Source organism: Phenylobacterium sp. (assembly GCF_041920015.1).
Taxonomy (GTDB): Bacteria; Pseudomonadota; Alphaproteobacteria; order Caulobacterales; family Caulobacteraceae; genus Phenylobacterium.
Genome location: NZ_JAYRST010000051.1, coordinates 1 through 22,311, shown reverse-complemented (window position 1 = coordinate 22,311; position 22,311 = coordinate 1). Strand labels below are relative to the sequence as shown.

The following is a 22,311-nucleotide window of genomic DNA, read 5'->3' as shown; positions in this document are numbered from 1 at the left end:
GCGACAGACCCTCGAACATCGGCGCTTGCAGCACCGCAAAATCGCCGCCTAGATATCAACCCCAGACGAGCCCAATCCTCCGCTAAATCCAAAGCCCCACTGTCCCAAAACTTCTGACGACGGACACCGTTGGTCGGCAGGTTGTCGTAATAGAGCCCGACGGTGGATTCCCCCGCGCCGATCAGGCCGCGGATCATGAAGGTCTTCTGGCCCGGCCCCTGGTCGACGACGTTCAGGCCCGCGACGTTGCGGGTGATGTCGATGAATTCCTTGATGTCGCGCTGAGCCAGCGCCTCGCCGCTGAGCACGCCGATGCTGGTGCCGACGTCCTGAACGGATTCGGCGCCGCGCTTGTTGGCGGTGATGACGACTTCCTCGACTTGGTAGGCTGCGCTTTCGGCGGCGAGAACCGGGCCGGCGGCGAGGGCTGCGGCGATCGAGATCGCAGCGATGCTCGCGCTCGACCTAAGGTGGCTTTCAATCGACTTCATGATTACTTTATGTCCCCGGTCGTTGGCGAAGACGCCGCGTCGGGTTTTCCCTATGCGCGACTCTTCGCGTGACTAATCAGCGCCCCTGTAGCACCGGCGAACCGGCCTGTGCGCCAAGCGCCATTTCCTTTTTCACGCTGCGAAATTTTCGGTCCTGCCGCCGGCTATGCACGGTAGCGGCGCCGTCCCCAGACACCCAGCACGGGTTATCCTCGCCGCGCTCGACACATATGTAATCGCTGACGAAGGCGCCCGGCCGGCGCTCGTAAACCATTTGGCAAGTCCAGGATTTCGCAAGCATCCGTTCATCGATCAAAGTAATCTGATCGAACAACACTCTGCCACTGCCGCCCGGGCTGATCCGCGCCGCATAGGCACGGCCGCATCGCCCTTGAGCGGCGGGGGCTGATCGAAGGCCGGCGCCCGCCGGCAGCAAGGCCGCGCAGACCCTTGGGATCATCCCCCGCCCGCATCGCGCCTACTTCGGCAGGATGGTGGTGGTCTGACCCTTCTCGTTGACGGGATTACGGTTGTTTTCCAGGCAGATGTATTCCTTCAGGCCCGGATGGTCCTTCTGCAGCTTGTAGACCTTGGTCACTGTCCAATCGATCGTGAACGCCTTGCGGTCATAGATGGTGACGTCGGCGTGCAGGGTGACCGGGTCGACGAAGCGGATGCGCTCGACGACGCGGGTGATGTCGCTGTGCGGGATGCCGCTGGCGTCCAGCACGGTGTCGGCGCGCAGGCCGACGGTCTCGATCACCAGGGTGTCGCCTTCCCAATGGCCGATCGAGTGGCCGTTGTACGAGGGCTCCAGGTCGTCGGGATGGCCGCGGCCGTCCATGTAGATCCGGCGGGTCTGCTCGTTCCATTCCGAGGTGAAGTTGATCTGCTTGGGGGTCTGCAGGATCTCGAAGCCGAACGGCATGTTCATGAACCGCGGCATGCCCTGCGGCAGGCAGTTGGCGGTCGGGTCGCCGGTGGGCAGGCCCGCATCGGCCGCGGCCACGTGGTCGGCGTAGATCTTGGCGTATTCCGGGGTCAGCGGCGGGTGCTGCTTGGCGCCGCGCGGGTTGTTCGGCGTGTAGCTGAAGCCGGTCGTCGCATAGTAGATCCCGTTCATGTCCGGCACGCCCTTCGGCACGGCGCCGGGCGCTTCGGAGACCGGCGCGCCGGCGACGGGCGGCGCGGATTGGGCGACCGACCAGGTCGGGGCGATCGCGGCCAGGGCCACGGCCATGGCCGCCGTCGTGGTCAGCTTCTTGCCGATGCGGTTGTTGCTCATCCTCGGTGCTCCCGTCGTTCGTTAGGTCTTGTAGGAAGGGTCGATCCGCTCGATCTCGCGGGTCTGGGCGTCGACCACGCGGGGGCCCGCCCGTTTTTGCGGTTGGTGGGTCTTGGTGTCGGGGGCGGTGGCTTCCAGCGCCGCGGGGGTGATCGGATTGGGCCGGCCCATCGCCAGGGTCGCGGCCCGCTCCTCCTCGCTGAAATTCCCCCCACGGCCGTCCGTCCTTCGTCGGTCAGTCGCCGCCGCGCACGCGAATCTGGCCGTCGTAGCGCTTGAGGAACAGGCTGCCGGCGACCCCGATCAGGGCTGCGAAGGTCATGAAGTAGCCCGGGCCGGCCGGCGATCCGGTGGCCGAGATCAGCCAGGTCGCCGCCAGAGGCGCCGCGCCGCTGAAGATCGTGACGCCCAGGTTCATCGAGACCGCCACCCCGCTGAAGCGGATGCGGGTCGGATAGAGGTCGGCCAGGATGGCCGCGAAGGTGCCCAGGAACAGCGACCCGATCACGCCGGCGATCACCACCAGCGGGATCAACCCCACCGTCCGCTCTGCGGCGGCGTGGTAGAACGGCGCGGCCAGCAGCGCCACCAGGGCCGAGCCGGCCATCAGCAGGTAGCGGCGCGGGATCTTGTCGCCCAGCCAGGCCCAGAAGAGATTGCCGACCGAGATCACCGCCAGGCAGACGTTCTGGGCGGTCATCGCCTCGACGCTGCCGTACTTCAGCACCGTGGTCAGATAGGCGGGCAGGTGGGCGAACAGCAGGCCGTTGAAGCCGGCCATCGAAGCCACGATGGCGATGCCCACGAAGATCGGCCCCGGATGCGAGCGGACCAGCTCGCCCAGCGGCTGCTTGGCCGCGGTGTGGCGCATGGCCTCGAACTCGGGCGATTCCTCCAGCGACAGCCGCAGCCAGAAGCTGATCAGGCCCAGGGCGCCGCCGATCAGGAAGGCGATCCGCCAGCCCCAGTTGGCCACGTCCTCGGCGCTCATCGTCTCGTGGACGATCAGGCTGAGCAGCGCGGCCAGCATCACCCCCGAATTGACGCAGACGAAGATGACGCCGCAGGCCAGCCCCGCGCGCTTGGGCGCGGTCTCGACGACATAGGTGATGGCCCCCGGCAGCTCCCCACCCAGGCAGAAGCCCTGGGTCAGGCGCAGCAGGATCATCAGCATGCTCGCCGCGACGCCCCAGGTCGCCGCCGTGGGCAGCAGGCCCATGCCGAAGGTCGAGGCCGACATCAGCAGGATCGAGGCGATGAAGACGCGCCGGCGCCCGTACTTGTCGCCGAAGTGCGCCAGGATGATCCCGCCCAGCGGCCGGGCGACATAGCCGACCGCGAACACCGCGAACGACAGCATCAGCGAAACCAGCGGATCGTTGCTGGGGAAGAAGGCCGCGGCGATGTACTTGGCGAAGATGCCGTAGACCACGAAGTCGTAGTACTCCAGCGCCCCGCCCAGGCTGGCCAGGATGATCACCCGCCATTCGCGCCAGGACAGGCGCCCCTGCCCCGCCGCTCCGATCGTCGCCGCCGACGCCGCCCCCTCGCTGGCCATCGCGCTCTCCTCGTCCGTTTTCCAGCGTCCGGTCCGCCGGCCTCCACCGGCGGCCCAGCCGCGCAAATCCATTTTTCGAGCAAAGAGGCCCCGCCGCGCCAGGCGGCCGGCCCCGTCGTCCCCCAAGGGGCTTTCGACGTCCCTTCCCTCGCCGCGACGAGACTTCAGGACCCGTCGACGGTCCAGACTCTACACATGTGAACTTTCGTGTAAAGGCGACCCAATTGCGAGCGTTTCGCGTAACGAGATCGGCGTCTATTCCCGACCCTCGCCCCTATTCTCTCAATAGAAAGAATATGGACCGCGAAGACAGAGCTAATCCAGACGAGATTTTTCCCGCCATAATTTCGGCTGCGCAAATATGGGGCCGATGATCTCTCCCTGTTCACATGGGAAACGCGACCCGCCCCGATTCCAACGTCGGACGCCCCCGTCGAATTCACATGTGACCTCGGCGGCCCTCCGCGAATGCCGGAACCGCGGCTGGCCCTTCCAACGCAGGAATTTATGATATTAATTACCTTGACCGACCGATCCGTCGCCGGGGCTCGCCGAAGCCCGGGCCGGGGGTTCCGTCGGACGCCAAGTCCAGTCAATGACGCGCCGGCCAAGCCGCCCGAGGGGAGACACCGCCCGATGACCGCCACCACCCTGATCCAGCTCACCCCGGCCGCGCCCGCCCTGGCCGGCCGCGCCACCGGCGCCTTCATCGACGGCCGCATGGTCGCCCCGGCCTCCGACATCCGCCTGGACGTCTACGACCCGGCGACCGAGGAGGTGATCGCCCGTCTCGGCGAGGCCGGCGAGGCCGAGGTCGACGCCGCCGTGCGCTCGGCCCATGCCGCCTTCGAGGACGGGCGCTGGTCGCGCCTGCGCCCCGCCGACCGCGAGCGCATCCTGCTCAAGTTCGCCGACCTGGTCGAAGCCCACGCCGAGGAGCTGGCCCAGATCGAGAGCTGGAACCAGGGCAAGTCGATCAACATCGCCCGCGCCATCGATGTCGGCGCGACGGTGGAATACATGCGCTACGTCGCGGGCCTGACGACCAAGATCACCGGCCACACCCTCGACGTCTCGATCCCGGCGCCGCCCGGCGCCCGCTTCAACGCCTATACCCGCCGCGAGCCGCTGGGCGTCGTGGCCGGCGTGGCGCCCTGGAACTTCCCGCTGATGATCGGCGTCTGGAAGGTCATGCCCTCGCTCGCCGCCGGCTGCACCGTCGTCCTGAAGCCGTCGGAGATCACCCCGCTCACCAGCTTCCGCCTGGCCGAACTGGCCCTGGACGCCGGCGTGCCCCCGGGCGTCTTCAACGTCGTCAACGGCCGCGGCCAGACCACCGGCAAGGCCCTGACCACCCATCGGCTGGTCGCCAAGGTCAGCTTCACCGGCTCGACCCCGGTGGGCAAGGACATCGCCCGCGCCTGCATCGACAACATGACCCGCGTGGCGCTGGAGCTCGGCGGCAAGAACCCGGCCATCGTGCTGGGCGACGCCAACCTCGAGAAGGTCGTGCCGGGCCTGCTGGCCGGCTCGCTGCTCAACAGCGGCCAGGTCTGCGCCGCCGCCTCGCGCATCTATGTCGAGCGCAACCTCTACGCCCCGCTGGTCGACGCCCTCTCCGGCGCCATGACCGGCATGTCGATGGGCCCGGGCCTCGACCCGGCCGCCGAGGTCAATCCGCTGGTCTCGGCCATCCAGCGCGACCGCGTCCGCGGCCACATCGCCACCGCCCGCGAGCACGGCGCCGACATCGTCAGCGGCGCCCGCACGCCCGACCGCGGCTATTTCGTCGCCCCGACCCTGGTCGTCGGCGCCAGGGCCGATCACCCGATCCAGCAGGCCGAAGTGTTCGGGCCGGTGGTCAGCATCACCCCGGTCGACAGCGCCGAAGAGGCCATCGCCCTGGCCAACGACAGCCGCTACGGCCTGGCCTCCAGCCTGTGGACCGAAAACCTCAGCCGCGCCATGGAAGCCATCCCGCAGATCCGCGCCGGCACCGTCTGGGTCAACAGCCACATCCCGCTGGACCCGAACATGCCGTTCGGCGGGGTGAAGGAATCGGGCGTCGGCCGCGACTTCGGCCCGCAGGCGCTCGAGGCCTTCACCGAGAGCAAGTCGGTCTGCATCGCCTACTGACGGCCTGTCGCGGGGGCCTTCCCGCCCCCGCGACGTCTCCCGTCTGGTCCGCCGCTTGCTGCCGAAACGCCCTCGGGTCCCGATGCGGGACGTCATCGGGGGGCAGGCGATGGGCGAGCTGGCCTATGCGATCGATCCGGCCGAACATGGCTGGCGCTGGCGGGTCTTCGATATCGACGGCGAACTGGTGGCCGGCGGCGTCGCCCCCAGCCAGGCCGAAGCCGAGGCCCAGGCCTTCCGCAATTCGGGCGCCGAACCGCCCGCTCCTCTCGAAATCTAGCCCTTCGGCAGCGCCGCCACCGCTTCGCGCAGCGCCGCCAGCCGCGGCTCGTCGGCCGGGTGCGTCGACAGCACCTCCGGCGGCTGCGCCTGTCCCGCGCCCTCGCGGGCCATCCGCTCGAAGAACCGCACCGCGCCGGCCGGGTCCATGCCCGCCCGCTGCGCCAGGTCGACCCCCAGCCGGTCTGCCTCCAGCTCGTGGCTGCGCGAATAGGGCAGGATCACCCCATAGACCGCCCCCATGCCCAGGGCGCCGGCGATCTCCCCCGCATGCTCGGCATAGTCCCCGCTGGCCAGGATCGCCTGCAGCACGTTGACGCCCAGCTCGACCGCCAACTGCTGGCTCACCCGCTCGGCCGGGTGCCGGGCCAGGATGTGGCCGACCTCGTGTCCCAGCACGGCGGCCAACTCGTCGTCGTCGGCCGCGAACTCCATCAGCCCCCGGAACACCGCCACCTTGCCGTTCGGCAGGACGAAGGCGTTGATCTCCGGCCGGTCGAAGACCGCGAACTCCCAGTCCAGGTCGGTGCGCCCGCTCGCCTCGACGATTCGCCAGCCGACCCGCTCCAGCCGCGCCTGCGCGACCGGATCGGCCGCCAGCGGAGTCTCGCGGCTCAGGTCCGCCCAGGCCTGGTCGGCCATGTCCGCCAGCATCTCGTCCGGCGCCACCGCGAACTGGCTGCGGCCCGTCGCCGCATTCTCCGAACAACCGCCCAGCGCCAGGCCCGCGGCCAGCAGGGCCAGCACGCCGCGGCGCGAGCGATGGCACAGGCAGGCCATGCTCAGGCCTCCGCCCTCGCCGCGGCCTCCCATTCGAGGAACTCCGGCGTGGCCAGCAGCCTGGCCGCATAGGCGCCGCACGTCCCGTCGTCGCCATAGTCCGACAGATGGACGCCATAGGTCCGCAGCCGCGTGGCGACGGGGGTGTAGAAGGCGTCGGCGATCGACCACTCGCCGGCCAGGAAGGGCCCGCCCGAGCGCGCCAGCAAGCTCGACCACAGCGAAACGATCCGCCGGATGTTCTTCTGGGTGGCCTCCGACAGCGCGACCGCCTTGGGTTCGGCCTCCAGCGCCATCGGGCATTCGCCGCGCAGCGACTGGAACCCCGAGTGCATCTCCGCGGCCGCCGAGCGGGCCAGGGCGCGCAGGGCCGGATCGGCCGGCCACAGCTTCGCCTGCGGGAATTTCTCGGCCAGGTATTCGCAGATCGCCAGCGAATCCCAGATCGTCAGCTCGCCGTCCTTCAGCGCCGGCGCCAAGCCCGACGGCGAATGGCGCAGTATGGCCGCCTCGGTCCGCCCCTCGTCCTGCCGCAGGGCGATCACCGTCTCCTCGAACGCGGCGCCGGTGCGTTTCAGGGCGAGCCAGGGCCGCAACGACCAGGTGGACCACCGCCGGGTTCCGATCACGAGTTCCATCGGTCGCTCCTTTTCCTTGCGTCAGCCTATTGCCCAAGCCCCCCCCGGCTCGTCTAGAGTGGGGACCAACCATAAGAAATTGTGTTCGTCCATTTTCGCAGGAAACGCCTTTCATGACGGAGACCGCAGCGCCTTCGGTTGAGCCGAGCGCTCCCCCCGCAACTCCAGCGGTCAGCGCCGCCCCATATTCTGCTTCTTATACGCGGTATGCGATGTTCCTCCTGCTGGGGATCTACATCGTCAACTTCCTCGATCGCGCCGTGGTCAATATTCTGGCCGAGCCGATCAAGAACGACCTGAACCTCGCGGACTGGCAGCTCGGCCTGATGAGCGGCCTGGCCTTCGCGATCTTCTACACCGTGCTGGGCATTCCGATCGCCCGCATGGCCGAGCGCCGCAACCGTCCGATGATCATCGGCACGGCGGTCGCCCTCTGGTCCGGGTTCACCGCCCTGTCCGGCGCGGCGCAGAACTTCGTCCAGCTCGTCCTCTTCCGGATCGGCGTCGGCGTCGGCGAAGCCGGCTGCACCCCGCCGGCCCACTCGCTGATCGCCGACTACGTGCCCAAGGAGAAGCGCGCCTCGGCGCTCGCCTTCTATTCGATGGGCACGCCGCTGGGCGGCCTGCTGGGCCTGGTGATGGGCGGGCTGGTGGCCGACGCCTACGGCTGGCGCATGGCCTTCCTGGTCGCCGGCGCGCCGGGCGTGATCTTCGCCCTGCTCTGCTGGTTCACCCTGAAGGAGCCGCGCAAGCTGATGGCCCAGCACTCGGCGGCCATCCAGTCGACCCAGGCCAGCTTCAGCGAAACCCTCAAGTACCTCGGTACGAAGAAGACCTTCTGGCTCATCGCCCTGGGCGCGGCCATCAAGGCCTTCATCGGCTATGGCCACGCCCCGTTCACGGCCTCGTTCTTCCTGCGGGTCCACGGCGAGGAGGTGAAGGGCCTGGCCGAGGCCTTCAATCTGCAATCGGTCGGCTTCCTGGGCCTGGCGCTCGGCCTGATGGGCGGCACCGCCGGGGCGATCTCCTCCTATCTCGGCGGCCAGATCGCCGACCGCTACGCCAAGACCGACCTGCGCGGCTACGTCTCGGTCCCGGCCATCGCCTCGCTGCTGTCGGTGCCGATCTACATCGTGGCGGTCAGCGTCCCGTCCGCCTCTGTCGCCCTCTGGATCCTGGTCATCAACGGCCTGCTGGGCTCGCTGTGGTACGGCCCGGTCTACGCCATCGGCCAGTCGATCGTGCCGCCGCACATGCGCGCCACCACCTCGGCCATCCTGCTGTTCACGATCAACCTGATCGGCCTGGGCCTCGGCCCGCTCGCCGTCGGCATCCTGTCGGACATCATGAGCAACGGCGTCGGCCTCGGCTCGGCCCAGGGCGTGCGCTGGGCGCTGATGCTCTCGACCTGCTTCGGCTTCGTCGCCTTCGCCCTCTTCTGGATCGCCCGCAAGACGATCCGCGAGGAAATGGTCAGCTAGGCGGCAGGGAGGGCGCGCCCGCGCCCTCCCTAATTCCTCAGGAACACCAGCCAGATCGCGGTGACGGCGAAGATCACGCCGAACACCGCGTTCAGCCAGCGCGCCCGGCGCACCGGCCGCCCCAGGGCCGCCTGGACCAGGAACACCGCCGCCGCCAGGGCGCAGCCCGCCGCGGCCAGCCAGAACTTCGCCGGCGGGGCCACGAACACCGCCGCCGCCACCATCGCCAGGGCGATCCCCCGCCCGATCAGTTCGGGGGCCAACCGCCGCCCGCCGCCTTCCGCCATCGCTCGTCCTCCAGAACCTCCCGCCGGCTTGCCATGCGCCGGCCCGGCGGCCAAGCCTTGCCGCCCGCGCCGTTCCTCCCGAAGATGGCCCGGTGCAAAAGATCATCTTCGACTGCGACCCCGGCGTGGACGACGCCGTCGCCCTCTTCCTGGCCTTCGCCTCGCCGCAGGATCTGGAAATCCTCGCCGTCACCACGGTCGCCGGCAACGTCGCCGCCGACCTGACCGCGCGCAACGCCGCGGTGATCCGCCAGATCGCCGGCCGCGAGGACGTGCCGATCCATGCCGGCGCCCGCGGCCCGCTGGTCCGCCCGCCCTTCGACGCCGGCGCCTTCCACGGGCCGAGCGGCCTGGGCGACCTGCCGCTGATCGAGCCCGCCCGAGGCGTCCAGCCCGGCCACGCCGCCAATATCATCGCCGACCTGGTGATGGCTCACGCCCCGGGCGAGGTCGCCCTGGCCGTCACCGGCCCCTGCACCAACCTCGCCCTGGCCATGCGCCTGCGCCCCGAGATCGTCCCGCGCCTGGGCGAGGTCGTGGTGATGGGCGGCGCCCGGCGCGAGGGCGGCAACATCACCGCCTCGGCCGAGTACAACATCTGGGCCGATCCGCACGCGGCGCAGATCGTCTTCTCCTCCGGCGCCCGCTGCGTGGCGATGGGACTGGACGTCACCCACCAGGTCCGGTCCGACCCGGCCCGCACCGCAGCGGTCGCGGCCATCGACACGCCGGCCGCCCGCGCCTGCGCCGCCCTGCTGGCGTTCTCCAACGCCATCGAGCGCGACATCGTCGGGGGGGCCGGCGCGCCGCTCCACGACCCTTGCGTGATCGCCTATCTGCTGGCGCCGCATCTTTTCACCCTGCGCCCCTGCACGTTGCGGGTCGAGACCGCCTCGCCCCTCACCCTCGGCCACACGGCGGTCGAGTTCCGCCTCCCCGACCCGGACGCCGCCGCCGTCCGCTGGGCGACCGGGGCGGACGCCGACGCGATATTCGCCCTGCTCGCCGCGCGGCTGGCGCGATGACCCGCATCACCGTCGTCGGCTCGGTCAATCTCGACTTCGTCGCCAGCGCCTCGCGCCTGCCCGCGCCGGGCGAGACCGTCACCGGCGCCGTGCTCGTCCGCCATCCCGGCGGCAAGGGCGCCAACCAGGCCCTGGCCGCCCGCCGCCTCGGCGCGGCGGTTTCGCTGGTCGGCTGCGTCGGCGCCGACGGCCTCGCCGACGAGACGCTCGCCCTGCTGAGGGCCGAGGGCGTCGACCTCTCCGGCTGCGCCGTCCACCCCGCCGCGCCCACCGGCGTCGCCCTGATCGCCGTGGCCCCGGACGGCGAGAACCAGATCGTCGTCGCATCCGGCGCCAATATGGAAGCGCGGCCGCCAAACCTGCCGCTCGCAAGCCAGGACGCGCTTATCTGCCAATTGGAGATTCCGCTCGAAACCGTCGCCCGCGCCGTCGCCTTCGCGCGGGGGTTCGTCTGCCTGAACCTTGCCCCGGCCGCGCCCGTTCCCGCCGACACCCTGGCCCGCGCCGACCTCGTCGTGGTCAACGAGACGGAGGCGGCCTTCTACGGCCAGGCGCTGCACGCCCTGCCCGGCCTGGTCGCGATCACCTGGGGCGCCAGGGGCGCGGGCCTCTATCGCCGCGGCGAGTTGATCGCCTCCGCCGCGCCGCCGCCCGTCGAGGCGATCGACGCCACCGGAGCCGGAGACGCCTTCGTCGCGGCCCTGACCCTCGCCCTGCTGGAGCGCCGCCCGCCCGAGGCCGCCCTCGCCTTCGCCTGCGCCGCCGGCGCGCTGGCCGCGACCCGTCCCGGCGCCCAGCCCTCGCTGCCCGGCCGCGCCGAGGTCGAGGCGCTCTTGCGATAGTTCTGGCGCGATAGCTCAGGCGGCGACGGCGGCCAGCGGCGGCGGCGGCGCGATCGCCGCCTCCTCCAGCAGCCAGGCTCGGAACGCCTCGGCCACCGGCGTCACCTTGCCGGTCGGCGTCACGAAGACGAAGCGCGCCGGCGTGCGCACGAAGCCGTAGGGCGCGACCAGCCGGCCCGAGGCGATGTCTCCGGCCACGTAGATCCAGGGCGAAACCCCGGCGCCCAGCCCCGCCGCGGCCGCCTCCAGCATGTAGAACAGGTGCTCGTATTCCCGGTGCAGGCCGCTGTCGGGCGGCTCCACCCCCGCATGCAGCGACCATTCGCGCCAGGCCTGGCGATGGGGCCGGGTCTGCAGGCGAGGCGCCGCGCCCAGCCCTTGCCGCGCCACCTGCGGCGACATCACCGGGCCGTGGAAATTGTCGAGGAACGGGGTGGCCTCGACGCCTTCGCCGGGCGCCTGCTCGGTCAGGCGGATCGCCGCATCGAACGGGTCCTTGCCGAAATCGACCGGCCCATAGGCTTCGGTCACCCGGATGTTCAGCCCCGGATGGCGGGCGTGGAAGGCCGGCAGCCGGGGGATCAGCCAACGCATGGCCAGGGTGCCGACGCACGAGAGATGCAGTTCGCTCTCCCCCGCCCCGCGCAGGGCCAGGAACGAGCGCTCTATGCCGTCGAACGCCCCGCCCAGCGCCTCGGCGAACCGCCGCCCCGCCTCGGTCAGGCGCAGACCGTTCCGCGGCCCCTCGGTCAGCCGCACGCCGCAATGGCGTTCGAGCCCCCGGACCTGGCGGCTGATCGCGCCATGGGTGACGCAGAGTTCGTCGGCCGCCAGGTTCATGCGGCCCAGCCGGGCGAAGGCCTCGAAGGCGCGCAGGGCGGTCAGCGGCGGCAAGCTTCGCTTGGGCATGGATCTCTGCTCGCGGCGATATCGTCGTTATAGGAGCCTGCCACGGCCTCCGGCAATCGTCTCCCCCCGCGCGGCGTCCAGCCCGCCCGTCGTCATCGCAAGCCCACCGTTCGCCATCGGTCCGCTCCTTGATGCGCCGCGCGAGCATGCGGAGGCCCGGCCCAGGCCGCAAACGACTAATCGGCCACCCATTCGTGATCCAATCTCACGAATAAAGCTCCCTGAAAGTCCTCTCCTGTCTCCCAAATAGGCCCATGGAGGCGCATAAGGACGCATTATGCGGCGCCCGATGTCGCAACCTGGACGCTTGGCTGCGCAGATGGCCATGGACCTCATCGACCTCGCCGGAACCCGCGCCGTCGCCTGGCCCGCCGACGCCCCGCCGCTGTCGTCCGGCCGCGACGCCGGCGACCTGATCGGCGCGGCCTTCTCGCACCAGGCGCGGCTGGTGGTGCTGCCCGTCGCCCGCCTGTCGCCGGAGTTCCTGCGCCTCTCCTCGGGCCTGGCCGGCGAGGTGCTGCAGACCTTCGTCAACTATGGCCTGCGCGTGGCGATCGTCGGGGACATCGCCGGCCCCCTGGCGGCCAGCGCCCCGCTCGGCGATTTCGTGCGCGAGTCCAACCGCGGAAGCCAGGTCTGGTTCGCCGACGACCTGGACGCCCTGGCCAGGCGCCTGTCGGGCGCCTGAGCCCGGAGCGCGCGGCCTCGCCCGCAGCGTTTTTCTGTGGGACCTCTGTCGGCGACGGGCGCCTCCGCCCGTCCTTGGCAAGAACCGAGGCTTGAAATGCGCTACGCCATCCTCTGCTACAACGACGAGGCCGTCACCTCCGCCTGGAGCCAGGAAGAGGACGACGCGGTCATGGCCCGCCTGGACGTCGTCCAGCAGAGGCTCACCCGGGACGGCAAGCTCGGCCCGGCTATCCGTCTCCTGCCGACCACCTCGGCCACCACGCTTCGCAAGGCCCAGAACCTGGTGGTCGACGGCCCCTACGCCGAGACCAAGGAGCAGTTGCTCGGCTTCTACATCGTCGATGTCGAGACCCTCGACGAAGCCCTGCAGATCGCCCGCGACCTCGGCCAGGCCAATCCCGGCGGCGCCTACGAACTGCGCCCGCTGATGCTCTACCTGCCAGGGAGCCCGATGGCGTGACCGACCCCGCCTGGATCGACGCGGCCCTCGCCTCGGCCCGCCCGCAGGCGGTCAGCGCCCTCCTGCGCTATTTCCGCGACCTGGACGTGGCCGAGGAGGCGTTTCAGGAAGCCTGCCCGCGCGCGCTGAAGTCCTGGCCGGAAAAGGGGCCGCCGCGCGATCCGGCGGCCTGGCTGATCCTGGTCGGGCGCAACAGCGGTATAGACGGCGTCCGCCGCCGCGCGCGCCAGCAGGCTCTGCCGCCGGAGGAGACCCTCTCCGACCTCGACGATGTCGAGGCGCCCCTGGCCGAGCGGCTCGACGGTTCGGACTATCGCGACGACATCCTGCGCCTGCTGTTCATCTGCTGCCATCCCGACCTGCCCGCGGTGCAGCAGGTCGCCGTCGCCCTGCGCATCGTCTGCGGCCTCAGCGTCCGGCAGATCGCCCGCGCCTTCCTGGTGAGCGAGGCGGCGATGGAGCAGCGGATCACCCGCGCCAAGGCCAGGGTCGCCCAGGCCAAGGTTCCCTTCGAGGCGCCGGGCCCGGTCGAGCGGACCGAGCGGCTGGCCGACGTGGCCGCCGTCGTCTACCTGATGTTCAACGAGGGCTATTCAGCGACCTTGGCCGAGGCGGACGCCCGCGCGCCCTTCGCGCTCGAAGCCATCCGCCTGGGCCGCCTGCTGCTGCGCCTCTTCCCCGCCGAACCGGAGATCATGGGCCTGGTCGCCCTGATGCTGCTCCAGCAGTCGCGCGCCGCCGCGCGGTTCGATGAAGCCGGCCAGGTCGTCCTGCTGGAAGACCAGGACCGCAACCGCTGGAACCGCGGCATGATCGCCGAGGGCCTGGCCCTGCTGGACAAGGCCATGCGCCACCGCGCGCCGGGCGCCTATCAGGTCCAGGCCGCCATCGCCGCCCTGCACGCCCGCGCCCCGACCGCCGCGGCTACCGACTGGACCCAGATCGACCAACTCTACGCCGCCCTGGAGCAGATGACCCCATCGCCGGTGGTGACGCTGAACCGCGCCGTGGCCGTCTCCAAGACCGCCGGGCCGGAGGCGGCCCTGGCGATGATCGAGCCGCTTTCGGGCCAGCTCTCCGGCTATTTCTACTTCCATGGCGCCCGGGGCGGCTTCCTCAAGCAGCTCGGTCGCCGCGGCGAGGCGCGCCAGGCCTTCGACCGCGCCATCGCCCTGGCCAACAGCACGCCCGAGGCCGCCCATATCCGCCGTCACCTGGACAGCCTGGGCGGCGAAAACTGAGGCCCTGGCCGGGCGCGGGCGGCAAGCTCGGCCTGCCCTCTTCCCCTGCGCCGCGCGGCGTGCGTAACCTGCGCAAAACAACGTCGCCTCGAGGGGGGATTCATGGCCGTGACCGACGCCGGCGCCGCAGCGCCCGCACGCAAGCCGCTATTTTCGGACGGATACAAGCAGACCGTCCTGTGGCTGCTGGTCCTGGCCTACACCTTCAACTTCATCGACCGCACGATCATCGCCACCATCGGCCAGGCGATCAAGGTCGACCTGAAGCTGACCGACACCGAGCTCGGCCTGCTGGGGGGCCTGGCCTTCGCCCTGCTCTACACCGCCCTCGGCATCCCTATCGCCCGGGTCGCCGAGCGCCACAGCCGCATCAACATCATCACCATCGCCATCGTGATCTGGTCGGGCTTCACCGCCCTCTGCGGCATGGCCAACAGCTTCCTGCAACTGCTGCTGTTCCGGGTCGGCGTGGGCGTGGGCGAGGCGGGCCTGTCCCCGCCGGCCCACTCGCTGATCTCCGACTATTTCGAGCCGAAGAAACGCGCCTCGGCCCTGTCGATCTATTCCTTCGGCATTCCGCTGGGCTCGATGTTCGGCGCGGTGGCCGGCGGCTGGATCGCCCAGAACCTCGACTGGCGGATGGCCTTCTTCATGGTCGGCCTGCCCGGCCTGATCGTCGCCATCCTGCTCAAGGTCTTCGTCAAGGAGCCGCCGCGCGGCTATTCCGACCGCCTGGTCGCCGAACAGGCCGGCGACGTCCCGGTCACCGAGGGCGACGAGACCGCCCCGCCGGTCCACGCCGCACCGCCCTCGATCCTCGCCGTCGCCAAGCGCATCTTCGGCCGGTGGGGCTTCTTCCACATGGTCGCCGGCATCACCCTGGCCTCCTTCGCCGGCTACGGCGTCGGCCAGTATTCCGCCCCCTATTTCATCCGCCAGTTCGGCCTCGACCTGGCGACGGTCGGGATCATCTTCGGCCTGATCGGCGGCGTCGCCTCGGGCGCGGGCACCCTGCTCGGCGGCTTCCTCACCGACTGGGCGGCCCGCAAGTCCGGCCGCTGGTACGCCCTGGTGCCGGCCATCGGCCTGCTGATCGCCTGCCCGCTCTACATCCTCGTCTACACCCGCCCCGACTGGAAGATCGCCGCGGCCCTGCTGCTGCTCCCCGGCATCTTCCACTACACCTATCTGGGCCCCACCTTCGGAGTGATCCAGAACGCGGTCAGCCTGCGGATGCGCGCCACCGCCACGGCCCTGCTGTTCTTCGTGCTGAACCTGATCGCGCTCGGCTTCGGCCCGCCCTTCTGCGGCTGGTGCATCGACATGCTCTCCCAGCACCTCTTCGCGGCGCAGAATCTCGGCTCGTTCTTCGAGATGTGCCCGGGCGGCATCGGCCGCGAAGGCGCGGGCGCGGCCATCGACGCGGCCTGCAAGGCGTCCGTGGCCAAGGGCACCCAGCAGGGCATCATCCTCAACCTGCTGATCTACGGCTGGGCCGGACTCCACTACCTACTGGCGGCCATCACCCTGCCCAAGGACATGGCCGCAGCGCTCAGGCAGACCGAAATGGAGGCCGCCGGGGCCTGAGACTGCTGATATGGACCGGGCATGAACCTCAGTCCCCTTCCGCTCACCACGGTCGTCGGCGCCTTCCTCCTGGCGTTCCCGGCCCTGTTCTCGATCGTCAATCCGCTAGGCGCCTCGCTCACCTTCCATCAGGTGACCGAGGGCCGGGCCGACCGGCAGATCCTGGCCTGGCGGATCGCCCTCTACGCCCTCCTCATCCTGCTCGGCTCGCTGTTGCTGGGCAGCTATATCCTCGGCTTCTTCGGCGTCAGCCTGGGCGCCTTGCGGGTGGCCGGCGGCCTGGTGGTCGCCATCCGCGCCTGGAGCCTGCTGATGGACCCGCAGGTGCAGGAGGACCGCAAGGCCAACGCAGCGGCCCCCGCCGAGACCGCCCAGGACGACGTGGCCTTCTTCCCGCTCACCATGCCCTTCACCACCGGGCCGGGGGCGATCTCGGTGGCCATCGCGCTCGCCTCCCAGCGCCCGGCCGAGGGCCAGGGCGTGGTCAGCTTCTTCATCGGGGTCAGCCTGGCGGCCCTGCTGGTGGCGGTGATGGTCGGCGTCTTCTACCGCTGGTCCAGCGTCGTGCTCTCCATGCTCGGCCGGTCCGGCGCGCGGGTGCTCTCGCGGCTGGTGGCCTTCCTGCTGCTCTGCGTCGGGGTGCAGATCATCTCCAGCGGCCTGGAAAGCCTGGTCCCGACCTATCTGAAAGCCGCCGGCTAGGCGCGCCGCGATTGCGATTTGCGACCTTCGGGGCTAACACGCGCCCCGAAGGAGCCCCGCCATGATCCCCCGTTACGCCCGCCCGGAAGCCGCCAAGATCTGGGACCCGCAGACGCGCTTCAAGATCATGTTCGAGATCGAGGCCCACGCCGCCGACAAGATGGCCGAGTTGGGCGTGATCCCGAAGCTGGCCGCCGACACCATCTGGGAAAAGGGCCGCGACGCGGTGTTCGACGTCGAGCGCATCGACGCCATCGAACGCGAGGTCAAGCACGACGTCATCGCCTTCCTAACCCACGTCACCGAGATCGTCGGCCCCGAGGCGCGCTTCCTGCACCAGGGCATGACCTCGTCCGACGTCAACGACACGGCCCTGGCCGTCCAGCTTTCGCGCGCCACCGACCTCCTGATCGAGGACGTCGACCTGGTGCTGGCGGCGCTGAAGAAGCGGGCCTTCGAGTTCAGGCTGACCCCGACCGTCGGCCGCAGCCACGGCATCCATGCCGAGCCGACCACCTTCGGCCTCAAGCTCGCCGGCCACTACGCCGAGTTCCAGCGCGCCAAGGAGCGCCTGGCCATGGCGAAGTTCGAGATCGCCACCTGCGCCATCTCCGGCGCGGTCGGCACCTTCGCCAATGTCGCCCCCGAGGTCGAAGCCCATGTGGCGCAGAAGATGGGCCTGGCCGTCGAGCCGGTCTCGACTCAGGTGATCCCGCGCGACCGCCACGCGGCCTACTTCGCCGCGCTCGGCGTCGTCGCCAGCTCGGTCGAGCGCCTGGCCGTCGAGATCCGCCACCTGCAGCGCACCGAGGTGCTGGAAGCCGAAGAGTTCTTCGACGTCGGACAAAAGGGCTCGTCGGCCATGCCGCACAAGCGCAACCCGATCCTGACCGAGAACCTGACGGGCCTGGCGCGCCTGGTCCGCTCGGCCGTGGTCCCGGCCATGGAGAACGTCGCCCTCTGGCACGAGCGCGACATCAGCCACTCCTCGGTCGAGCGCGGCGTCGCCCCGGACACCACCGTCCACCTCGACTTCGCCCTGCGCCGGCTGGCCAATGTCGTCGACCGCCTGCTGGTCTACCCGGCCAACATGCAGAAGAACCTCGACCGCCTGGGCGGCCTGGTCCACTCCCAGCGCGTCCTGCTGGCGCTCACCCAGAAGGACATCAGCCGCGAAGGCGCCTACGCCGCGGTCCAGCGCAACGCCATGAAGGTCTGGCGCGGCGAGGGGAACTTCCTCGACTTCCTCAAGGCCGACCCGGAGGTGATCCTCTCCGACGCCGAACTCGAGGACCTGTTCGATCTCGGCTACCACTTCAAGAACGTCGACGTCGTCTTCGCCCGGGTGTTCGGCCAGGACGCGATGGCCAAGGCCGCAGAGTAGGGCTGGAGCGTGACCGACCAGACCGACTGGGCCCAGCGCTTCAGCGACCGCATGACCCGCGTTCGCGCCAATGAGATCCGCGAGCTGTTGAAGCTGCTCGACCAGCCCGACATCCTCTCCTTCGCCGGCGGCATCCCCGACCCCGAGCTGTTCCCCGCCGACCGCATCCAGGCCGCCTATGACGCGGTGCTGGCCGACCCGCAGCTTTCCCAGCAGGCGCTGCAGTATTCGGTCAGCGAGGGCTATCTGCCGCTGCGCGAATGGATCGCCGAGCGCATGGCGATCCACGGCGTCGCCTGCACGCCGGACAACATCATGCTCACCGCCGGCTCGCAGCAGGCGCTGGACCTGCTGGGCAAGCTGTTCCTGACGCGCGGCGACACGGTGATGGTGGCCCGGCCGACCTATCTCGGCGCGCTCCAGGCCTTCACCGCCTACGAGCCGGACTATCTCGACCTGCCGGCCACGGCCCTGACCGAGGGGGTGGACGCCCAGGCCCTGATGGCCGGCCGCGCGCCGCGGCCCTTGGGCTATTTCGTGCCCGACTACGCCAACCCGACCGGCGAGAGCCTGTCGCCGGCCGAACGCGAGGCTCTGCTGGACCTGGCCGACCGGCTCGACATGACCCTGATCGAGGATGCGGCCTATCGCGAGCTGCGGTTCGGCGGCGAGGCCCTGCCCAGCCTGCTGGCGCTGGACATCGCCCGTTCGGGTTCGATCGAGGCCGCCCGCACGCTCTTCTGCGGCACCTTCTCCAAGACCCTCTCGCCGGCCCTGCGGCTCGGCTGGGTCTGCGGCCCCAAGGCGGTGATCGAAAAGCTGGTGCTGCTCAAGCAGGGCAGCGACCTGCACGTCTCGACCATCAACCAGATGGTCGGCTGGCGCACCGTCAGCGAGGGTTACGAGCAGCACCTCTCACGCCTGCGCGGCGCCTATGGCGCCAAGGCCGGGGCGATCCTCGAAGCGCTGGCCCGTCACATGCCGCAAGGCGTCTCCTGGTCGAAGCCGGAAGGCGGCATGTTCGTCTGGATCCGCCTGCCCGAAGGGATCGACGGCAAGGAACTCCTGGCCCGCGCCATCGCCGAGGAGCGGGTCGCCTTCGTGCCCGGCGCGCCGTTCTTCGCCGAGACCGCGGCGGCCAACACCATCCGCCTCAGCTACTCCCTGCCCACGCCCGCGCAGATCGACGACGGCGTGGCGCGCCTGGCCCGGCTGATCGCCCGCGCGCTCTGAGGGATGCGGCCGCCAGCGCGGCGGCCGCATCCTTTTCCGTCAGACCCGCTCGATGATGATCGCCGGAGCCATGCCGCCGGCCGCGCACATGGTCACCAGGCCGCGCTTCAGGTCGCGGCGCTCCAGTTCGTCCAGCACCGTGCCGATGAGGATCGAGCCTGTGGCGCCGATCGGGTGGCCCAGGGCCATGGCCCCGCCGTTCACGTTCACCTTGTCGCGGTCGAGCTTCAGGTCGCGGATGAACTTCTCGGCCACCACCGCGAAGGCCTCGTTGATCTCGAAGAGGTCGATGTCGTCCACGGTGAGCCCGGCCTTGGCCAGCACCTTCCGGGCGGCCGGAACCGGGGCGTTCAGCATCAGGGTGGGGCTGTCGCCCATATTGGCCATGGCCAGCACCTTGGCCCGCGGCTTCAGGCCGTTCCTGGCCGCATAGGCCCGCGAGGCCAGCAGGACCGCCGCCGCCCCGTCGACCACGCCCGACGAATTGCCGGCGTGGTGCACGTGATTGATCTTCAGGTCGGGATAGACCTGCCGGATCAGGTCGCCATAGGTCGTGCCCTTGTCGTCCACCGGCACGTTGGCGATCATCTCGAACGAGGCCTTCAGGGCCGACAGCCCCTCCAGCGTCGTCTGCGGCCGCGGGAACTCCTCACGGTCGAGGGCCAGCGAACCGTCCTCGCGATAGACCGGAACCAGCGACCTGTCGAAACGCCCCTCGCGGATCGCCACGTCGGCCCGCTGCTGGCTGACCAGGGCCAGTTCGTCCAGCGCCTGGCGCTCGATGCCTTCCAGGGTGGCGACGGCGTCGGCGCAGACGCCCTGCTGGCTCTGCGGATGGCGCGCGCGCAGGCTCAGATTGCCGGCGTCCATCATCGGCGGCCCGGCCGAGCGGTCGGCGCTGGCTGCGGTGTAGGACATCATCTCGGTCCCGCCGGCGACCACCAGGTCCTCCATGCCCGACATGATCTGCGCCGCGGCCAGGTTCACCGTGGTGATGCCCGAGCCGCAGAACCGGTCCAGCGTCATGCCGCTGGCCTTGACGTCGTAGCCGGCGTCGAGCGCCGCCATCCGGCCCAGGTCCCCGCCCTGCTTGCCGCGCTGGCTGGAGGTGCCCCAGATCACATCGTCCACCTCGGCGGTGTTGAGGTTGTTGCGCTCGGCGATGGCCTTCAGGACCGTGGCGGCCAGGTGTTGCGGATGGAAGTCGGCCAGGGCGCCCTTGCCGACCTTTCCGATCCCCCGCGGCGTGCGCGCGGCGTCGATGATGAGGGCTTCGGGCATGGTCGTTCCTTCCTGATGGTCCCGGCTCCGCCGGCTGTTCCGCCGAAAAGAGCCCACCGGCCGCCGCGTCAGTCCAGAGGCATTTGCACGCAGCCTTCCATTCCCTAACGTCACTATCCGAACATCCGCCGGATCGGGATCGGGAGAAGGAAAGCCATGGACGCCGCCGCGATGAACGCCTTGCTGGCCAGGCAGAAGGCCGCGCATTTGCGGGACGGGGAACCGAGCGCCCAGGTCCGCGCCGAGCGCATCGACCGGGCCATCGCCCTCCTGATCGACAACCGCCGCGCCATCGAGGACGCGGTCAACGAGGACTTCGGCTCGCGCTCGCGCGAGGCGACCGCCTTCACCGACATCGCCGCCTCCATCGGCCCGCTCAAGCACGCCAAGGAGAACCTGGCCCGGTGGATGCGCCCGGAGAAGCGCCAGCCGACCCCGGCGATCCTCGGCCTGTTCGGCGCCAAGGCGCAGGTCCGCTTCCAGCCCAAGGGCGTGGTCGGGATCATCAGCCCCTGGAACTTCCCGGTGAACCTGACCTTCGCCCCGCTGGCGGGGGTGCTGGCGGCCGGCAACCGGGCGATGATCAAGCCCTCGGAGTTCACGCCCGCCACCTCCGACCTGATGGCCAGGATGTTCGCGAGCGCCTTTTCCGAGGAGGAGATCGCCGTCGTCACCGGCGGGCCGGAGGTCGGCCAGGCCTTCTCCTCGCTCGCCTTCGACCACCTGATCTTCACCGGGGCCACCGCCATCGCCCGGCACGTCATGCGCGCGGCGGCCGAGAACCTGGTGCCGCTGACCCTCGAACTCGGCGGCAAGAGCCCGGTGATCCTCGGCAAGTCGGCCGACGTCGCCGTCGCCTCGGCGCGGATCATGAACGGCAAGACCCTGAACGCCGGCCAGATCTGCCTGGCCCCCGACTACGTCCTGGCGCCGAAGGAAAGCCTGGAGCCGTTCATCGCCGGCGCCCAGGCCTCGGTCGCCCGGATGTTCCCGACGCTGAAGGACAATCCCGACTACACCGCGATCGTCGCCCAGCGGCACTACGACCGCATCAAGGCCTATGTGGACGAGGCCCGCGCCCGCGGCGCGCGGGTGATCGAGCTGAAGCCGGAGGGCGAGGACCTGTCCCAGCAGGAGCATCGCAAGATCGCCCCCACCCTGATCATCGATCCCGACGACGACCTGAAGGTCATGCAGGAGGAGATCTTCGGCCCGGTCCTGCCGGTGAAGACCTACAGCGGCATCGACGAGGCCATCGCCTATGTGAACAAGGGCGACCGCCCGCTCGGCCTCTACTATTTCGGCGCCGACGAGGCCGAGCGCGAGACGGTGCTCAGCCGCACCACCTCAGGCGGGGTGACGGTCAACGACGTGGTCTTCCACGTGGCGCAGGAGAACCTGCCCTTCGGCGGCGTCGGCCCCTCGGGCATGGGCAGCTATCACGGCGTCGACGGCTTCCGCGAGTTCAGCCACAAGAAGGCGATCTACAGCCAGATCAAGGCCGACAAGCCTCTGCAGCAGATGCGCCCGCCCTTCGGCCCGGCCTTCCGTAAGTATCTCGACGGGCAGTTGCGGCGATAGGCCGGAGCCCCGCCCCAACGAAAAACGCCGCCCTGCAAGGGGCGGCGTTCTTTCGATTCGGCGTCGGGCGTTACTGGCTGGAGCGAATCTGCTCGCGGGCCTGGGCCAGCAGCTCGTCCATCTTCATGCGGACCTCGCCCTCGCTGATCGCGACGCCCGAGCCCTTCAGGTCCTCGAACACCTTGCGCAGCACGTCCTCGTCGCCCGGCAGCTCGAAGTCGGACTTCACCACGGCCTTGGCGTATTCGGCGACGCTGTCGGCGCCCAGGCCCATCAGGCCGGCGGCCCACTCGCCCAGCAGGCGGTTGCGACGGGCTCCAGCCTTGAATTCCAGCTCCTGGTCGAGCTCGAACTTCTTTTCAAAGCCACGCTCGCGATCGTCGAAGGTCGTCATGTGTTCCCCGGATAGGCGGTCGGTCGGCGTTGCATATCCTCTGATCC

The 22,311-nt window shown here is 69.9% G+C and carries 24 protein-coding genes; 13 read left to right on the top strand and 11 right to left on the bottom strand.

Annotation, left to right across the window (positions count from 1 at the left end; all coding sequences use genetic code 11):
• From ACE3TL_RS11555 to ACE3TL_RS11535, 5 genes are all read right to left on the bottom strand, one after another.
• On the bottom strand, positions 1 to 491 hold a 491-nt coding region (locus ACE3TL_RS11555), incomplete at its 3' end, for a TonB-dependent receptor plug domain-containing protein (RefSeq protein WP_374578838.1).
• A 76-nt stretch (positions 492 to 567) separates the two neighbouring features.
• Positions 568 to 825 carry a hypothetical protein gene (locus tag ACE3TL_RS11550; protein ID WP_374578837.1) on the bottom strand — a complete coding sequence of 86 codons (258 nt, stop codon included), beginning with the start codon at positions 823 to 825 and terminating at the stop codon, positions 568 to 570.
• Between the two features lie 144 nt (positions 826 to 969).
• On the bottom strand, positions 970 to 1,776 hold the full coding sequence (locus tag ACE3TL_RS11545) for a hypothetical protein (RefSeq protein WP_374578836.1): 807 nt from the start codon (positions 1,774 to 1,776) through the stop codon (positions 970 to 972).
• 21 nt (positions 1,777 to 1,797) lie between these two features.
• The gene (locus tag ACE3TL_RS11540) at positions 1,798 to 1,947 is read right to left on the bottom strand and encodes a hypothetical protein (protein WP_374578835.1); all 150 of its coding nucleotides are present in this window, start codon (positions 1,945 to 1,947) and stop codon (positions 1,798 to 1,800) included.
• A gap of 64 nt (positions 1,948 to 2,011) precedes the next feature.
• Positions 2,012 to 3,334, bottom strand: a complete 1,323-nt coding sequence (locus tag ACE3TL_RS11535) for an MFS transporter (protein ID WP_374578834.1) — start codon at positions 3,332 to 3,334, stop codon at positions 2,012 to 2,014.
• Between the two features lie 636 nt (positions 3,335 to 3,970).
• Here ACE3TL_RS11535 and ACE3TL_RS11530 point away from each other — a divergent pair.
• Both ACE3TL_RS11530 and ACE3TL_RS11525 read left to right on the top strand, forming a co-directional pair.
• Positions 3,971 to 5,470: an aldehyde dehydrogenase family protein gene (locus ACE3TL_RS11530; protein ID WP_374578833.1), complete on the top strand. Its 1,500-nt coding sequence runs from the start codon at positions 3,971 to 3,973 to the stop codon at positions 5,468 to 5,470.
• 82 nt (positions 5,471 to 5,552) lie between these two features.
• Entirely contained in the window at positions 5,553 to 5,750 is a 198-nt protein-coding gene (locus ACE3TL_RS11525) for a hypothetical protein (RefSeq protein ID WP_374578832.1), read from the top strand.
• Here ACE3TL_RS11525 and ACE3TL_RS11520 read toward each other — a convergent pair.
• Positions 5,747 to 6,529 carry a M48 family metallopeptidase gene (locus tag ACE3TL_RS11520; RefSeq protein ID WP_374578831.1) on the bottom strand — a complete coding sequence of 261 codons (783 nt, stop codon included), beginning with the start codon at positions 6,527 to 6,529 and terminating at the stop codon, positions 5,747 to 5,749. The two genes, ACE3TL_RS11525 and ACE3TL_RS11520, sit on opposite strands and share 4 nt — an antisense overlap.
• A gap of 2 nt (positions 6,530 to 6,531) precedes the next feature.
• Entirely contained in the window at positions 6,532 to 7,167 is a 636-nt protein-coding gene (locus ACE3TL_RS11515) for a glutathione S-transferase family protein (protein WP_374578830.1), read from the bottom strand.
• A gap of 212 nt (positions 7,168 to 7,379) precedes the next feature.
• Between ACE3TL_RS11515 and ACE3TL_RS11510 the strand changes: the two genes are divergently transcribed.
• On the top strand, positions 7,380 to 8,648 hold the full coding sequence (locus tag ACE3TL_RS11510) for a spinster family MFS transporter (RefSeq protein ID WP_374578829.1): 1,269 nt from the start codon (positions 7,380 to 7,382) through the stop codon (positions 8,646 to 8,648).
• Between the two features lie 29 nt (positions 8,649 to 8,677).
• On the opposite strand, the gene ACE3TL_RS11505 is transcribed toward ACE3TL_RS11510, so the two are convergent.
• Positions 8,678 to 8,935, bottom strand: a complete 258-nt coding sequence (locus ACE3TL_RS11505; RefSeq protein WP_374578828.1) for a hypothetical protein — start codon at positions 8,933 to 8,935, stop codon at positions 8,678 to 8,680.
• Between the two features lie 92 nt (positions 8,936 to 9,027).
• On the opposite strand from ACE3TL_RS11505, the gene ACE3TL_RS11500 reads away from it, so the two are divergent.
• Both ACE3TL_RS11500 and ACE3TL_RS11495 read left to right on the top strand, forming a co-directional pair.
• Entirely contained in the window at positions 9,028 to 9,960 is a 933-nt protein-coding gene (locus ACE3TL_RS11500) for a nucleoside hydrolase (RefSeq protein ID WP_374578827.1), read from the top strand.
• Positions 9,957 to 10,802, top strand: a complete 846-nt coding sequence (locus tag ACE3TL_RS11495) for a ribokinase (protein ID WP_374578826.1) — start codon at positions 9,957 to 9,959, stop codon at positions 10,800 to 10,802. Before ACE3TL_RS11500 ends, ACE3TL_RS11495 begins: the two co-directional genes overlap by 4 nt.
• 15 nt (positions 10,803 to 10,817) lie before the next feature.
• Here ACE3TL_RS11495 and ACE3TL_RS11490 read toward each other — a convergent pair whose 3' ends face one another.
• Positions 10,818 to 11,711 carry a LysR substrate-binding domain-containing protein gene (locus ACE3TL_RS11490; protein WP_374578825.1) on the bottom strand — a complete coding sequence of 298 codons (894 nt, stop codon included), beginning with the start codon at positions 11,709 to 11,711 and terminating at the stop codon, positions 10,818 to 10,820.
• Between the two features lie 319 nt (positions 11,712 to 12,030).
• On the opposite strand from ACE3TL_RS11490, the gene ACE3TL_RS11485 reads away from it, so the two are divergent.
• The 7 genes from ACE3TL_RS11485 (at position 12,031) to ACE3TL_RS11455 (ending at position 19,008) form a co-directional block, all read left to right on the top strand.
• Positions 12,031 to 12,399, top strand: a complete 369-nt coding sequence (locus ACE3TL_RS11485) for a DUF4180 domain-containing protein (RefSeq protein ID WP_374578824.1) — start codon at positions 12,031 to 12,033, stop codon at positions 12,397 to 12,399.
• Positions 12,400 to 12,495: 96 nt separating this feature from the next.
• A complete protein-coding gene (locus ACE3TL_RS11480; RefSeq protein WP_374532231.1) occupies positions 12,496 to 12,861 on the top strand; it encodes a YciI family protein in 366 nt (121 codons plus the stop codon).
• Complete coding sequence (locus ACE3TL_RS11475; protein WP_374578823.1) at positions 12,858 to 14,102, top strand: RNA polymerase sigma factor; 1,245 nt, start codon at positions 12,858 to 12,860, stop codon at positions 14,100 to 14,102. The genes ACE3TL_RS11480 and ACE3TL_RS11475 overlap by 4 nt, the downstream gene beginning before the upstream one ends.
• Before the next feature lie 102 nt (positions 14,103 to 14,204).
• On the top strand, positions 14,205 to 15,689 hold the full coding sequence (locus tag ACE3TL_RS11470; protein WP_374578822.1) for a spinster family MFS transporter: 1,485 nt from the start codon (positions 14,205 to 14,207) through the stop codon (positions 15,687 to 15,689).
• A 21-nt stretch (positions 15,690 to 15,710) separates the two neighbouring features.
• Positions 15,711 to 16,391 (top strand): MarC family protein, encoded by a 681-nt coding sequence (locus ACE3TL_RS11465; protein ID WP_374578821.1) that lies wholly within the window; start codon positions 15,711 to 15,713, stop codon positions 16,389 to 16,391.
• A gap of 61 nt (positions 16,392 to 16,452) precedes the next feature.
• Complete coding sequence (purB, locus tag ACE3TL_RS11460; RefSeq protein WP_374578820.1) at positions 16,453 to 17,775, top strand: adenylosuccinate lyase; 1,323 nt, start codon at positions 16,453 to 16,455, stop codon at positions 17,773 to 17,775.
• Between the two features lie 51 nt (positions 17,776 to 17,826).
• On the top strand, positions 17,827 to 19,008 hold the full coding sequence (locus ACE3TL_RS11455; protein WP_374578839.1) for a PLP-dependent aminotransferase family protein: 1,182 nt from the start codon (positions 17,827 to 17,829) through the stop codon (positions 19,006 to 19,008).
• A gap of 39 nt (positions 19,009 to 19,047) precedes the next feature.
• Here the strand turns inward: ACE3TL_RS11455 and ACE3TL_RS11450 are convergent, their stop codons facing one another.
• A complete protein-coding gene (locus ACE3TL_RS11450) occupies positions 19,048 to 20,289 on the bottom strand; it encodes an acetyl-CoA C-acetyltransferase (RefSeq protein WP_374578819.1) in 1,242 nt (413 codons plus the stop codon).
• A 156-nt stretch (positions 20,290 to 20,445) separates the two neighbouring features.
• Here ACE3TL_RS11450 and ACE3TL_RS11445 point away from each other — a divergent pair, with 156 nt between their 5' ends.
• Positions 20,446 to 21,870, top strand: a complete 1,425-nt coding sequence (locus ACE3TL_RS11445) for a coniferyl aldehyde dehydrogenase (RefSeq protein ID WP_374578818.1) — start codon at positions 20,446 to 20,448, stop codon at positions 21,868 to 21,870.
• A gap of 70 nt (positions 21,871 to 21,940) precedes the next feature.
• Here the strand turns inward: ACE3TL_RS11445 and ACE3TL_RS11440 are convergent, their stop codons facing one another.
• Positions 21,941 to 22,264: a DUF1476 domain-containing protein gene (locus ACE3TL_RS11440; RefSeq protein ID WP_374578817.1), complete on the bottom strand. Its 324-nt coding sequence runs from the start codon at positions 22,262 to 22,264 to the stop codon at positions 21,941 to 21,943.
• Positions 22,265 to 22,311 lie beyond the last annotated feature (47 nt).

Coding starts and splice junctions, on each gene's coding strand:
- ACE3TL_RS11505 (WP_374578828.1), bottom strand. CDS start 8,935: ATGGCGGAAGGCGGCGGGCGGCGGTTGGCCCCCGAACTGATCGGGCGG.
- ACE3TL_RS11540 (WP_374578835.1), bottom strand. CDS start 1,947: ATGGGCCGGCCCAATCCGATCACCCCCGCGGCGCTGGAAGCCACCGCC.
- ACE3TL_RS11510 (WP_374578829.1), top strand. CDS start 7,380: ATGTTCCTCCTGCTGGGGATCTACATCGTCAACTTCCTCGATCGCGCC.
- ACE3TL_RS11445 (WP_374578818.1), top strand. CDS start 20,446: ATGGACGCCGCCGCGATGAACGCCTTGCTGGCCAGGCAGAAGGCCGCG.
- ACE3TL_RS11545 (WP_374578836.1), bottom strand. CDS start 1,776: ATGAGCAACAACCGCATCGGCAAGAAGCTGACCACGACGGCGGCCATG.
- ACE3TL_RS11535 (WP_374578834.1), bottom strand. CDS start 3,334: ATGGCCAGCGAGGGGGCGGCGTCGGCGGCGACGATCGGAGCGGCGGGG.
- ACE3TL_RS11450 (WP_374578819.1), bottom strand. CDS start 20,289: ATGCCCGAAGCCCTCATCATCGACGCCGCGCGCACGCCGCGGGGGATC.
- ACE3TL_RS11495 (WP_374578826.1), top strand. CDS start 9,957: ATGACCCGCATCACCGTCGTCGGCTCGGTCAATCTCGACTTCGTCGCC.
- purB (WP_374578820.1), top strand. CDS start 16,453: ATGATCCCCCGTTACGCCCGCCCGGAAGCCGCCAAGATCTGGGACCCG.
- ACE3TL_RS11470 (WP_374578822.1), top strand. CDS start 14,205: ATGGCCGTGACCGACGCCGGCGCCGCAGCGCCCGCACGCAAGCCGCTA.
- ACE3TL_RS11485 (WP_374578824.1), top strand. CDS start 12,031: ATGGCCATGGACCTCATCGACCTCGCCGGAACCCGCGCCGTCGCCTGG.
- ACE3TL_RS11465 (WP_374578821.1), top strand. CDS start 15,711: ATGAACCTCAGTCCCCTTCCGCTCACCACGGTCGTCGGCGCCTTCCTC.
- ACE3TL_RS11455 (WP_374578839.1), top strand. CDS start 17,827: ATGACCCGCGTTCGCGCCAATGAGATCCGCGAGCTGTTGAAGCTGCTC.
- ACE3TL_RS11490 (WP_374578825.1), bottom strand. CDS start 11,711: ATGCCCAAGCGAAGCTTGCCGCCGCTGACCGCCCTGCGCGCCTTCGAG.
- ACE3TL_RS11520 (WP_374578831.1), bottom strand. CDS start 6,529: ATGGCCTGCCTGTGCCATCGCTCGCGCCGCGGCGTGCTGGCCCTGCTG.
- ACE3TL_RS11440 (WP_374578817.1), bottom strand. CDS start 22,264: ATGACGACCTTCGACGATCGCGAGCGTGGCTTTGAAAAGAAGTTCGAG.
- ACE3TL_RS11525 (WP_374578832.1), top strand. CDS start 5,553: ATGCGGGACGTCATCGGGGGGCAGGCGATGGGCGAGCTGGCCTATGCG.
- ACE3TL_RS11515 (WP_374578830.1), bottom strand. CDS start 7,167: ATGGAACTCGTGATCGGAACCCGGCGGTGGTCCACCTGGTCGTTGCGG.
- ACE3TL_RS11530 (WP_374578833.1), top strand. CDS start 3,971: ATGACCGCCACCACCCTGATCCAGCTCACCCCGGCCGCGCCCGCCCTG.
- ACE3TL_RS11480 (WP_374532231.1), top strand. CDS start 12,496: ATGCGCTACGCCATCCTCTGCTACAACGACGAGGCCGTCACCTCCGCC.